Here is a 12627-nt window from a genome sequence, read left to right as displayed (position 1 = left end):
CTTTTCATTTTATAAATATCAATAACTGGTCAATAATACCACATGAGGTTATAATAATAAACAATTAATGTATTTTAGTCGAAGCTGTTTACTAAATATTTAAAAATATTATGGTAAAGTTTCTAAACGTATGAAGATTAATTCTATGGATACGTTCGATACATCTGAATTGACTGCTCAAACAGATATTGAAAATTTGTCCCAAAAAATTACTCATTTACTCAATGCGGTATTTTATGCTAGTAATGATGCGATGCTTTTGTTAGATCAGGAAGCGTCAATTCTAATTTTAAACCCGCAGGCAGAAAAAGTTTTTCAATGTTCTGATATTGAAATGCGTGGGCATTCATTTGCAAGCTTTATTCCTGAACAAAACAAAGATAAATTTATTGGGCTTCTAAAGCACTTTTCGCTCACCTCATCCGAAGGCAACACACCTTTGGATAATATGGAAATTGCTGCAAAACGGACAGATGGAGAAATATTTCCAATGGAAATTTCTCTGTCAATAGTAAATATTGATGGCGAAATATTTTTTATTGCCACAGTATGTGATATTGCAACTCGTAAGCGAACTGAAGTTGAAATAAGTATGCTTGCCCATGCAATGAAAAGTATCCATGAAGGCCTTGCAATAATTGATCTTAGCGGTAATATTATTTATGCCAATGAGATGCTTTACGAAACTTTCAACTTCACTTCCAAAGAGCTTAAAACAAAAAATATAAGTTTTCTTTGTGCCACAGCTGAAAAAAACCTTTTTGATGATGAGATTATCCCGGCAACAATGACTAGCGCATGGGAAGGCGAAATTACAGGTTTAAAAAAAACAGGTGAAGAGTTTCCATTTGCCTTTTCAACATCAACGATTTCCGATGATTCCGGCAATCCAATCCTTATAATTTGCGTTGGTCGTGATATAACGGAGAAAAAACAGCTTGAGGACCAGCTTAGACACGCACAAAAAATGGAAGCGATTGGTCAACTTGCAGGCGGCGTAGCTCATGATTTTAATAATTTATTGATTGTGATTTCCGGATACAGCAACAACCTTCTTGCCACAATTGACAAAAAGAATCCTCAATACAAAAACATTATTCAAATTAATAAAGCTGCAGACCGGGCAGCATCATTAACCCGCCAGTTATTAGCTTTTAGCCGAAAGCAAATTCTGCAACCGAAATTAATCAATATAAACCATCTTATTCATGATATGGAAAAGATGCTAAAAAGATTAATTGGTGAAAACATAATTTTGCAAACTCGTCTAGAAGATAACTTAGACAAAATCTTAGCCGATCCTGGCCAGATCGAGCAGGTTATAATGAATCTTGTAGTAAATGCAAGAGATGCAATGCCTGATGGCGGAGAATTAACACTATCCACTGAAAGCATCGAAATTAACGCAGACAACAAATTTTATGGAGAACTTGGAGACGGAGAATATATAGCTTTTAAAATATCCGATAGTGGAATTGGAATTGAAAATAAGATTAAAGACCGCATTTTTGAACCTTTTTATACAACTAAAGAAAAAGGTAAAGGTACAGGACTTGGATTATCTACAGTTTACGGTATTATTGAACAAAGTGGTTGCCACATAACTATAGACAGCGAAAAGAATGTTGGAACTACCTTCACAATTTTTATCCCTAAATCTGGAATTACTGTTGAAGATATAGAAAAAGAAGAGCTGCAAATACAGCATAAACCAAGTGTTGGTGGAGAAGAAACCCTTCTTGTAGTAGAAGATGAAGAACAGGTTCGCGAACTTGTTATCGAAATGCTGGAAACATATGGTTATGAGGTATTAGAAGCCAATAATGGTAAAAAAGCTATTGATGTTTATAATAAAAACAGAGAACAAATTAGTATGATTTTGACAGATGTAGTAATGCCAGAGATGGGTGGAAAAAAACTAATTGAAAGCCTTAAAAATTTCAAAGCCGGGACAAAAGTGATTTATATGTCCGGTTATACAGATAACGCAATTGATGAACAAGGAATTCTCGATCCTGGAACTGAATTTATTCAGAAACCATTCTCACCTTTTGACCTTTTAAAGAAAGTCCGCGAAGTTTTAGATGCATAAAATAGGTTTAATCACCTAACAAATCTGCCTGATTTAATCCCGGAAAACCTGTATCCTTTTCTGACAAGAGCACGTCTTTTATAGGCCATTTAATATTTATTTCAGGATCGTTCCACATTATTCCCCGTTCACTTTCATAACTGTATTCCGCTGTAACTTTATAGGCCACTTCAGCAATGTCTGTTAAAGCCTGAAAACCGTGGGCAAACCCTGGAGGGATATACAACATATTATTATTCTCTTCACTCAACTCATATCCAACCCATTTGCCAAAAGTGGCCGAATTCCTACGGATATCAACAGCTACATCAAAAACTGCTCCATTAATGCAACGAACAAATTTCCCCTGAACAAATGGTGCTACCTGGTAATGCAATCCCCGTAATACTCCTTTCACGGATTTTGAGCAATTGTCCTGGACAAATTCTTCCTGTATTCCATTTTCTATAAATTCTGATTTTTTATATGATTCAAAAAAGTGACCACGCTGATCGTTATAAATTTTGGGTTTTACAAGAAGTACTTCTTCTATTTCAGTTTTTTCGAAAATGAACGGCATATCATCCTTTATTTTAAAAGCCCTAATAAATATTCACCATAACTGTTTTTCTTCATTGGATCAGCTAATTTTTCAATCTGGGCCGCATCGATAAAACCATTTCTGTAGGCTATTTCTTCAATGCAGCCAATTTTTAGCCCCTGCCTGTCTTCAATTGTTTTGATAAACAAAGTTGCATCAACTAATGATTGATGTGTTCCGGTATCCAGCCATGCGAAACCTCTGCCCATCAACTCTACATTTAGTAAACCTCTTTCTAGATACACACGATTTACATCGGTAATTTCCAATTCACCACGAGGAGAAGGCTTAATGTTTTTAGCAATTTCAACGATATCATTGTCATAAAAATACAATCCTGTGACCGCATAATTTGATTTAGGTTTGTCGGGTTTTTCTTCAATACTAAGTGCTTCATTTTTATCATTAAATTCAACAACTCCGTATCTTTCAGGATCTTTTACATAATAGCCAAAAACTGTTGCGCCTTTTTGTTGTTTAGCAGCTCTTGTTAAAATCTCGGGTAAGGAATGCCCGAAAAAAATATTATCTCCAAGAACCAGAGAGACAGGGTCATTTCCAACAAACTGCTCACCAATAATAAATGCCTGTGCCAAACCTTCCGGCTTTGGTTGAACAGCATAAGAAATGTTTATTCCCCACTGGCTGCCACCTTTTAATAATCTTTCAAATTGATTTGCATCTTCCGGTGTTGTGATGATTAAAATGTCATTTATCCCGGCAAACATTAATGTTGAAAGCGGATAATAAATCATCGGTTTATCATACACCGGTAATAGTTGTTTGCTGACAGTCTGAGTAACCGGGTAAAGCCTTGTTCCACTTCCTCCGGCTAAGATAATTCCTTTCAAACTTTCTCCTTATTTTTTTGCATTCAAGAAGCATTAAGAATTAATTGAAACCGCAAATACCTAAATTAAAATTTCCAAATGGTTGCATAATAGGTTTGATATATTTGTGTTTTTATTTTGTTATTTGTTTGTTTTTTATTATTTGTACTTTGTGATTTCATATGCCTTAACGCAGATTCGATTATCCTTTCAATCCCAATCGCTGTAAGTCCAATTTCCCGTCTAAAACTATGGAACACCATTCCAAATTTTCCAGGTACCATTTAACTGTTTTTTTGAATCCCTCTTCAAATGATGTTTGCGGTTCCCAGCCCAAAGCATTTTTTATTTTTGCAGCATCAATTGCATACCTTAAATCATGCCCTGGCCTGTCTTTTACAAAGGTTATAAGGTCGGCATGGTTTTCCACTTTTGGGTCTTCATTCAGTTCATCCATTAGGTTGCAAATAATGTTTACTACATCAATATTTTGTTTTTCATTGTTTCCGCCAATACAATAAGTTTCACCGATTTCACCTTCAGAAATAACTTTCCATAGGGCCGAAACATGATCCTCAACAAAAAGCCAGTCTCGAACATTCTCTCCTTTTCCATAAACAGGAATTGGTTTTCCCTGCAAGGCATTTAAAATAATTACAGGGATTAGCTTTTCTGGAAATTGATAGGGCCCATAATTGTTTGAGCAATTCGTTATCAAAGTTGGCAAGCCAAATGTGTGCTGCCATGCTCGTACTAAGTGATCGGATGATGCTTTACTAGCAGAGTATGGTGATTTTGGATCATAAGCAGTTGTTTCAGTAAAGATGCCCTCTTTTCCCAGAGAACCAAAAACTTCATCAGTTGATATGTGTAAAAACCTAAAATTATCTTTTTTATCAACATTTAGTTTTTCCCAATAATTCCGGCTTATTTCGAGCAAATTATAGGTGCCCATAATATTTGTATTTAAAAATTCGGAAGGCCCATCTATAGATCTGTCCACATGCGACTCTGCTGCAAGGTGCATTACAAAATCAGGTTGGTATTTATCGAAGATTTTATTAATTGCAGTGGTATCACAAATATCTGTTTTTTCAAAATGATACAGTGGATTTTTTTCAATTGGTTTTAGTGAGGCGAGGTTTCCAGCATAGGTCAGACTGTCTACGTTAATAACTTCTGCCAATTTATTATTAATCAAATAATGCACCAGGTTGGAGCCAATAAACCCGGCACCACCTGTAATAAGTACTTTTTTCAATTAGGTTTTCCTTAATAAAAATAGATTGGTTTATTTCGAGGAGAGAAATTTAGGGAATAAAATGGTTTTTAGCTACACGGAAAATAAATAAAAAAAAGGCGGCCTAGGCCGCCTATTTTATTTACCATGACAAATATAACTTAATTATATGTCGGCAAGAATGAATACTTTTTACTATATTCTAACATCTGCTCAGTAAAATCATCCGGATACTCTATTTTTACATCAACAATATTTCCATTCTCTTCAACAGCCGTTAACTTTGGCTGAATAAATCCACCATAAGGAGCGATATTTAGTTTTTCATAACGTGCCAATACTTCTTTATGAAGCTCTGTATCAACTTTTACTCCGTAAGTTTCAACAAGATTTTTACCAGCTTCAAAATCACCTTCAGATTTAATTCGTTGAATCTCGCGAAGCAATTGGCCAAACAAATCGCGAAGCTTCATATAGTCGTTAATAACAAAATATGTTTTGCCATCACGTTCTTTTCGTTCGATTACATTCTCAGCCTTACCCATTTCATATGCCCACTTGGCATTTAACTGGCGATTGCGCATATGAGATTCTTCCAGATTGTCGCCCAACTCAAGACGTTTCAATTGTTTCATTAAACCATTTGCAATATAGCCATTATATTCAGCCATACCAGGTTTTAAGTTTGGTAAAATACCCATATCAACTAATCTTTCATCCATAACAAAATATAAGGCTACAAGATCTGCACGGGCTTCTTCCAAAGTATTGGAATAGTTTTTCAATGTTTCTTTTGGAGTACCAATGCCATCATTAATAACACCGGAAGCATGGCCAATTACCTCGTGCATATCCGTATGCAGGTTTCCGGCAAGTTTGCCCCACTCTTTAGCCAAATCAATTGCTTCCTGGTTCCAGGCAAATTCTTCAAGAGAACCGCTGCTTTTAGATGATTCACCATATGCATCAACAATATTTCCTAAACTAATGGATTTTGAACCATGTGTTGCACGAATCCAGTTTGCATTTGGAAGGTTGACTCCGATTGGTGTAGAGGGTGCCGCATCTCCTGCTTCCATTACTGCATTTATAACATTTGCTATAATCCCTTTAACATTCGCTTTTTTGTGCTCTTCCATGATTGTAGAATTATCTTCAAACCATTGGGCCTTTTTACTAATCGCCTCAATGCGTTTTGAAGCAATCGGATCTTTTACCTGGATGATAGATTCATAGGCACCGCGATAACCAAGAGCATCTCCATAAACCTCAATAAAACCATTAATCATATCAACGCTGGATTCTGTGTCATTTACCCACGCTATACTGTACTCATCAAAAATTTTCAAATCACCTGTTTCATAATATTTTATCAGTAATTCAAGTGTCAACTTTTGCTTATCATTTTCAGCAACGTCAATCGCTTTGGTTAACCAAAATACAACCTGTTCAATCGCTTCAGTATACATTCCGCCAACTTTATATACTTTTTCCTTAATAACACCATTTTCTTTGATAAGCTTGGAGTTTAATCCCCAGGAAATGGGTTCTTTATCTTTCTTATTCATCCGTTTTTGATAGAATGCTTCCACTTCTGCCTGTGTCACGCCTTCATAATAATTATTTGCAGACTCGGCAATAAGGTCAATCCCTGCTGCAAGATTTACACTTTTTGCATACAAAGTTTCATCAAACATGATTGGATTGATACGCGCAAGAAAATCATCCACGCTTTCGTCCTCATTTGCAGGCAACGATTCAAAAGGGATTTCTTTAACTAACTTTGAAAAATAATCTGAGCTAAAATTGGGTTTAAATTTTGATTTGGCATAATGATGATGAATTCCGCTTGAGAACCAGACGCGTTTTGTATAAATCATCAGATTCTTAAAATCATCGCTGTTTTTATCACCTTTATAGTTCTCAATAACAGCTTCAAGTGTGCGCCGAACAAATAGATTATGTTTGAAGTTTTGATCATAAATAATATCTCTGCCAGACAATGCTGCCTGCGAGAGAAAATAAAGTAATTTCTTTGTTTTCAAATCCAGTTCTTCAAAACCCGGCACCTGGTAGCGGATAATACGCAAATCTGCAAATTGTTCGGTTTGGTACTTAAACGAGTTGCCATCATTGGCTTCATCCATATTCTCGCAGGAAATAATCATTCCAAGCAATAAAAATAGAAACACAAATTTCTTCATTGTAAACCTCTTATAAAATTAAACTGTAGATATTTTATCAACTTTTAATAATACTTTTTTTAGTTTCTTACAGAATAACAGACAGATTGAATTTTCAATCCTGCAATTATCAATCGCTATACTTCGCCTTTTAGAAAAACACTTATAAATTTAAGTGAATCAATTCTTTCAAATACAATGGCACTTGTTGCTAAAATTGGAACAGAAAGCAGCATGCCGGCAACGCCCCAAATGTATCCCCAAAAAATCAAAGACAATATAACAATCATCGGGCTGAGATTTAAGGAGTAACCCATCAAACGTGGCTCCAAAACATTTCCCATAATAAATTGAAGAATTCCCAGAACAAGCAGAAGCCAAAGGGCCGTGCTAAATGTGCCAAATTGTAATATGGAAAAAATTACCGGTAACAACGATGCGATTATTGACCCGATATTTGGTATAAAATTAAACAGGAAAATTACTATGGACCAAAAGATGGCAAAATCCAATCCAAAAATTGTAAATATTATAAAGGAAATTATACCGGTAATTGTACTTACTAAAAGTTTTGTACCAAGATATTTTTGAATCTTTCCACTGGCAGCGTCAATTATATCATCAATTCTTTTGGCCTGTTTATCAGGAAAGGCTTTAAATACTTTAGATTTAAGGTTGTTTTTTCCCATCAGCATATAGGCCATAAACACCGTTACAATTAGCATCTTGCCAAAAAAGGAAAAAAATGTACCAACACCGGAAACCACATTACTGGCAATTGAAAAATCTTTTATTGCTTCCAGCCAATTAATTTCTTCCCAAAGTTCAACAGTAATTTGCTGCCCAATTAATTGTTCGAAAGAGCTGACAGTGCCTTCTAATAAGGAAACGAGTCGTTCTTCATAAGTCGGGAAATGCTGCACAAAAGTTTGAACGTTTGAATAAACAAGCAGGCCTATCAGGTATAAAATTACAAAAGAAATAATCATTGTAATAAAAACAGCAAGCCCGCGTGGAATTTTTATTTTGATTAACAATGTTATTATTGGATCTAGTACAAAAGTTAGAAAAGCTGCAATCATAAAAGGCAGAATAATAGCGCGGCCAATTATTAAAACCCAAATTGCTAAAAAAAGAACAATTGCCCCGATTGCAAAATTTATAAAACGCGGAGTAGAATTGGTTTCTGACATAATCAGGTGGCTTCCAGATTAGAATAACAGAATTTTTCAGCACCTAATTTAAGAAGATGTTGGACAAAATGCCATCTGTTAATACAGTGTTTTCGCTAAAATGGACTTTTGTAAAATTAAACCAATTGTTTGAGATTTTCATTCAACATGTTGATTAATTCTTCTGAAATGGCTTTTCCCCGGTCTTTTGCATAAAATGTCCTGATTTTACGCATGACGTCTTTCTTTTCGATTATGCCATCACTAATATCCTGGCGGTGTTCTTCAAAAATTGCCTGGGATTTTTGGGGTCTCGGGCCAAACTTTGTAATCAGATCGCCATTTGAGTCTAAAAATAAAAATATTGGAATTGCACGACCGCCTTTGGTTAAAAACTGGTCTATCAAATCGGGGTTTTCATCTCGGAGGGCAACTTTAATTTCTACAGATGTATTCTCAAATATTTTTAACAATACCGGAAAGATTGCTGTTGAATCGCCGCACCATGGCTCCGTAATTACTAATATTTTCAGATTGTCACTTTTGGGTAAATGGCCAATTATTTCTGCTTTTTTGTAATGAAGCTGATGAAGTTTTTCCTGATCACGCAATGTAGCTAAATATTCATCAACAGTTTTTGCTGATCTAAATTCATTTGAATAATTCATTTTTCCCTGTTCTTTAAAATATTCAATTTCTTTATCATGAATTTAGATTACAATTATCGAAAAGGGATACAGATCTTTTATTCTTTTTGCAAATATTTATACAGGTACTTTCCGCTAACAACTGTAAAATAAAAAAGTCCAATTCCGGCAAACACATCAATTACATAATGATAGCGTAAATAAACAGTTGAAATTAACATCAACGAAGTAACAGGAATCATAAAATTAAAATAAGGCCTGTGATATTTTTGCGCGTAATATAAAGTTAGCAAGGTCATTGCAGTATGGCCGCTGGGGAAAGCATCGCGCTGAGAATTTTCTAAAGTGTTTAACAAAATCTGAATGTCATTGGCCAGCCAAACACCGGTTAATGGAAAGCTTTGAAGGTGATCAAGAGTGAAGCGAGGCCCGATAGCCGGTAAAATAAAATACCCGATATAGGAAAGATAAAATCCATATACAATTTGGAAAATCAAGAAATTTAAATCGTTTTCTTGCTTCTTCTTCGCTAAAATTATTCCAAGACCGATGGGCAGAAAGTAAAAAGTTGAATAGATAATCTGTAAAAATTCTGTTACATATGGATTTGTAAACTGCTCCATCCAAATTGTTGGATCTGTGCCAAACATAAAGCGGTCAATTTGGATAAGAAGGTTGTCATAATCAATTGGATGAACGGTATGGACAAGATAATGCAGTTCTGTAAAATTGAGCGGGATTAAAACAATCACGGACCATTTTTTAATTCTGTTTAAATAGGCCGATCGATCCCATAACAAAAAGGCAAGAACAGTGACATGAAAAATAAGCCATAACAAGCTATTTTCTATTTTGGAAAAAAACAGAATTAGCATCACCATCATTATAACTTGATAGACGGCGATGATGACTAATAAAGGTTTATCTTTTTGATTTTTAAATATATTCCACATGTTTAGTGTAATTAAATCGTCATTCCAAATTCATTATTGAAATTCATAAAAGGAACCTGAAACAAGTTCAGGTTGACGATTAATATTTTATGGATTTATTTTTGGTTTTCAACTCGCGGCAGAACAATTCCATGCTGATTTTGGTATTTCCCTTTTCTGTCGCCATAGCTGGTTTCACATTGTTCGTCGCTTTCATAAAACAAAAGCTGGCCAAGACCTTCGTTGCTGTAAATTTTAGATGGCAACGGTGTTGTATTGGAAATTTCAATTACAAGGTGTCCTTCCCATTCCGGTTCCAGAGGCGTAACGTTAATAATTACTCCACATCTTGCATATGTAGATTTCCCAACACAAATTGCCAGTACATTTCGCGGAATTCTGAAATATTCCACAGTACGCGCAAGAGCAAAACTATTTGGCGGGATTATGCAACTGCCTCCTTTAAAATCAACGAAGGAAGCTTCTTTAAATTCTTTGGGATCAACCAGTTCGTTATTGATATTGGTAAAAATTTTATATTCATCGGCTACACGGAAATCATAGCCATAGCTGGAAAGCCCGTAGCTGATTTTATCTCCGCCGATATGCTCGCAATACGGCTCGATCATTCCATTTTCCTGCGCCATTCGGCGAATCCATTTATCTGATTTAATACTCAATTTTTCTCCTAAGCATCATCTGTTATAAATTCAATAATTAAAATAATGATATAAAAAATAGTAAATACATAAACAAAAACATTCTTACGTTTTTCAATCCATTTAATAAATAATTTATCTCTTTTTGTTGGCTTAAAAACCTCAAAGTCAAATGCATTTTTAAATAGTTCTCTAAAGATTGGATCAACCACTTTTGTTAAAAAAATAACCAAAAGAATGATTCCGATTATTTCAAAAATTAATTCTATCATAAAAACTACAACGGAATATTACCGTGTTTCTTCGCCGGGTTTTTATCCACCTTATTTTCCAGCATGCGCAAAGCCTGGATAATTCTTAGCCGTGTATTTCTTGGCAAAATCACTTCATCAATATAACCGCGTTCAGCTGCAAGATAGGGATTTGCAAACTTATCCCTGTATTCTTTTTCCTTTTCTGCCAGCATTGCTTCAGGATCTTCAGCATTGGAAATTTCTTTTTTAAAGATAATCTCTGCCGCACCTTTTGGTCCCATCACAGCAATCTCAGCAGATGGCCATGCAAGGTTCACATCACCACGAATATGCTTGGAGCTCATTACATCATAAGCACCACCATAGGCTTTGCGGGTAATAACTGTAATCTTTGGTACAGTCGCCTCACAATAAGCATAAAGCAGTTTAGCTCCGTGTTTAATAATGCCACCCCACTCCTGATGTGTGCCGGGCAAAAATCCGGGAACATCTTCAAATGTAACCAGAGGAATGTTAAATGCATCGCAGAAACGGATAAAGCGCGCGGCCTTTGTTGAAGCATCAATATCCAAAACACCCGCAAGGTGTGCCGGCTGATTAGCTATTACTCCAATCGAATAACCATCCATTCTTGCAAAACCAACAACAATATTTTTTGCAAAATCCTCATGGATTTCAAAAAAATCACCCTTGTCCACAACTGAGTTTATTACTTCTTTAATATCATAAGGTTGATTTGGATTTTCAGGTACCAGAGTATCAAGTTTCTCATCAGTACGATCAGGTCTATCATCGCTGTTTAACTTGGGCGGATCTTCCATATTGTTAGACGGCATGTAAGAGACTAGTTGCCGAACCTTTTGCAATGCCTCAATATCGCTATCTGCAGTTAAATGGTTCACTCCACTTTTTGAAGCATGAGTATCTGCACCACCCAAATCTTCCGAGCTAACTTCTTCGTGGGTTACGGTCTTTACAACATTTGGCCCGGTGACAAACATGTAGCTCGTATTTCGAACCATGATTGTAAAATCTGTAATCGCCGGAGAATAAACAGCACCGCCTGCACAAGGCCCGAGAATAGCGGATATCTGTGGTACAACGCCAGAGGCCAAAGTGTTGCGTAAAAAGATTTCCGCATAACCTCCAAGGCTTACAACACCTTCCTGGATGCGTGCACCACCGGAATCATTTAAACCAATAACAGGAGCACCAACTTTCATGGCCTGCTCCATAACTTTTAGAATTTTCTCAGCAAAGGTTTCTGACAATGAGCCGCCAAAAACCGTAAAATCCTGGGAAAAAATAAAAACCAGCCTTCCATCAATATAGCCATAACCGGTAACCACGCCATCACCTAAAGGACGCTGTTTTTCCAGTCCAAAATCTTTGCTGCGGTGACGAACAAGCATATCCATTTCTACAAATGATCCCTCATCCACAAGAAAATCTATTCGCTCCCGCGCAGTAAGTTTGCCCTTTTTATGCTGCGCAGCAATACGTTTTTCACCACCACCAAGCTTTGCCTCTTCGCGCAAAGATTCGAGATGTTTGAATTGTTGTTTTCGGTCCATGGGAACTCCTTACTGATTGAAAAATTATAAGACTGAAAGATTGCAAGATTTTCACTTCAATCCCAAATGCAATATCACCTTTGTTTTCCGGTTGCTGTCATTCTAGTAGAAATAAATATTTTCGCAATTTCCTGACTTTCATTGAATAACGGCTTTACAAGATCTACTTTCAATATTTTTTCATCGATTATAAATTCTAACCAAAAAACTGACTCATCTGCTTCTTCGATTACGATACTAATTTTAGCACTAAATGCCGCTTTTGATTGTGCTAAACATGCTGCCCTATAATTACTGGCTACTGAGGTTGAACATCTAATAAGTTGACTTTGAAGATGCCTTCCCAAGGTGGTTTTTGGCAAAGAAACCGCCAACTTAACACACCTATGTGCGAATTTCTTTGTTCGGATCTTCAATTCTTGGTTTGTCATTTATTATTTCAATCTTTCGATATTACAATCTTC

General features: G+C 35.9%; 12 protein-coding genes. 1 reads left to right on the top strand and 11 read right to left on the bottom strand.

The genetic code is table 11. From position 1 onward, the window contains the following. Nucleotides 1-145 precede the first annotated feature (145 nt). Nucleotides 146-2092, top strand: coding sequence for a PAS domain S-box protein (locus HND50_01085; protein NOG43796.1), 1947 nt, complete (start codon nucleotides 146-148; stop codon nucleotides 2090-2092). 7 nt (nucleotides 2093-2099) lie between these two features. Here the strand turns inward: HND50_01085 and rfbC are convergent, their stop codons facing one another. The 11 genes from rfbC to HND50_01030 all read right to left on the bottom strand — a co-directional run bounded on the left by rfbC (nucleotide 2100) and on the right by HND50_01030 (nucleotide 12594). Further along, nucleotides 2100-2651 (bottom strand): dTDP-4-dehydrorhamnose 3,5-epimerase, encoded by a 552-nt coding sequence (gene rfbC, locus HND50_01080; protein ID NOG43795.1) that lies wholly within the window; start codon nucleotides 2649-2651, stop codon nucleotides 2100-2102. Nucleotides 2652-2659: 8 nt separating this feature from the next. Next, nucleotides 2660-3523 carry a glucose-1-phosphate thymidylyltransferase RfbA gene (rfbA, locus tag HND50_01075; protein NOG43794.1) on the bottom strand — a complete coding sequence of 288 codons (864 nt, stop codon included), beginning with the start codon at nucleotides 3521-3523 and terminating at the stop codon, nucleotides 2660-2662. Between the two features lie 181 nt (nucleotides 3524-3704). Then, nucleotides 3705-4763, bottom strand: a complete 1059-nt coding sequence (rfbB, locus tag HND50_01070) for a dTDP-glucose 4,6-dehydratase (GenBank protein ID NOG43793.1) — start codon at nucleotides 4761-4763, stop codon at nucleotides 3705-3707. Nucleotides 4764-4903: 140 nt separating this feature from the next. Then, nucleotides 4904-6946, bottom strand: coding sequence for a dihydrofolate reductase (locus HND50_01065; protein ID NOG43792.1), 2043 nt, complete (start codon nucleotides 6944-6946; stop codon nucleotides 4904-4906). Between the two features lie 116 nt (nucleotides 6947-7062). Beyond that, complete coding sequence (locus HND50_01060) at nucleotides 7063-8118, bottom strand: AI-2E family transporter (GenBank protein ID NOG43791.1); 1056 nt, start codon at nucleotides 8116-8118, stop codon at nucleotides 7063-7065. Between the two features lie 116 nt (nucleotides 8119-8234). Continuing rightward, on the bottom strand, nucleotides 8235-8765 hold the full coding sequence (locus tag HND50_01055) for a thioredoxin family protein (GenBank protein ID NOG43790.1): 531 nt from the start codon (nucleotides 8763-8765) through the stop codon (nucleotides 8235-8237). A gap of 77 nt (nucleotides 8766-8842) precedes the next feature. Further along, nucleotides 8843-9619 (bottom strand): phosphatase PAP2 family protein, encoded by a 777-nt coding sequence (locus HND50_01050; GenBank protein NOG43789.1) that lies wholly within the window; start codon nucleotides 9617-9619, stop codon nucleotides 8843-8845. Between the two features lie 173 nt (nucleotides 9620-9792). Beyond that, on the bottom strand, nucleotides 9793-10356 hold the full coding sequence (locus HND50_01045) for a dCTP deaminase (GenBank protein NOG43788.1): 564 nt from the start codon (nucleotides 10354-10356) through the stop codon (nucleotides 9793-9795). A gap of 8 nt (nucleotides 10357-10364) precedes the next feature. After that, nucleotides 10365-10607 (bottom strand): hypothetical protein, encoded by a 243-nt coding sequence (locus HND50_01040; GenBank protein ID NOG43787.1) that lies wholly within the window; start codon nucleotides 10605-10607, stop codon nucleotides 10365-10367. Nucleotides 10608-10612: 5 nt separating this feature from the next. Next, the gene (locus HND50_01035; GenBank protein NOG43786.1) at nucleotides 10613-12163 is read right to left on the bottom strand and encodes an acyl-CoA carboxylase subunit beta; all 1551 of its coding nucleotides are present in this window, start codon (nucleotides 12161-12163) and stop codon (nucleotides 10613-10615) included. A 74-nt stretch (nucleotides 12164-12237) separates the two neighbouring features. Continuing rightward, entirely contained in the window at nucleotides 12238-12594 is a 357-nt protein-coding gene (locus HND50_01030; protein NOG43785.1) for a four helix bundle protein, read from the bottom strand. Nucleotides 12595-12627 lie beyond the last annotated feature (33 nt).

The sequence above is a fragment of the Calditrichota bacterium genome (genome assembly GCA_013112635.1).
GTDB lineage: Bacteria > Calditrichota > Calditrichia > Calditrichales > J004 > JABFGF01.
Note: the sequence above shows the minus strand (reverse complement) of the source record. Positions and strands in the feature narration are given on the sequence as shown.

Coding starts and splice junctions, on each gene's coding strand:
- HND50_01065 (NOG43792.1), bottom strand. CDS start 6,946: ATGAAGAAATTTGTGTTTCTATTTTTATTGCTTGGAATGATTATTTCC.
- rfbC (NOG43795.1), bottom strand. CDS start 2,651: ATGCCGTTCATTTTCGAAAAAACTGAAATAGAAGAAGTACTTCTTGTA.
- HND50_01085 (NOG43796.1), top strand. CDS start 146: ATGGATACGTTCGATACATCTGAATTGACTGCTCAAACAGATATTGAA.
- HND50_01060 (NOG43791.1), bottom strand. CDS start 8,118: ATGTCAGAAACCAATTCTACTCCGCGTTTTATAAATTTTGCAATCGGG.
- HND50_01050 (NOG43789.1), bottom strand. CDS start 9,619: ATGCTAATTCTGTTTTTTTCCAAAATAGAAAATAGCTTGTTATGGCTT.
- HND50_01030 (NOG43785.1), bottom strand. CDS start 12,594: ATGACAAACCAAGAATTGAAGATCCGAACAAAGAAATTCGCACATAGG.
- HND50_01035 (NOG43786.1), bottom strand. CDS start 12,163: ATGGACCGAAAACAACAATTCAAACATCTCGAATCTTTGCGCGAAGAG.
- HND50_01055 (NOG43790.1), bottom strand. CDS start 8,765: ATGAATTATTCAAATGAATTTAGATCAGCAAAAACTGTTGATGAATAT.
- HND50_01040 (NOG43787.1), bottom strand. CDS start 10,607: ATGATAGAATTAATTTTTGAAATAATCGGAATCATTCTTTTGGTTATT.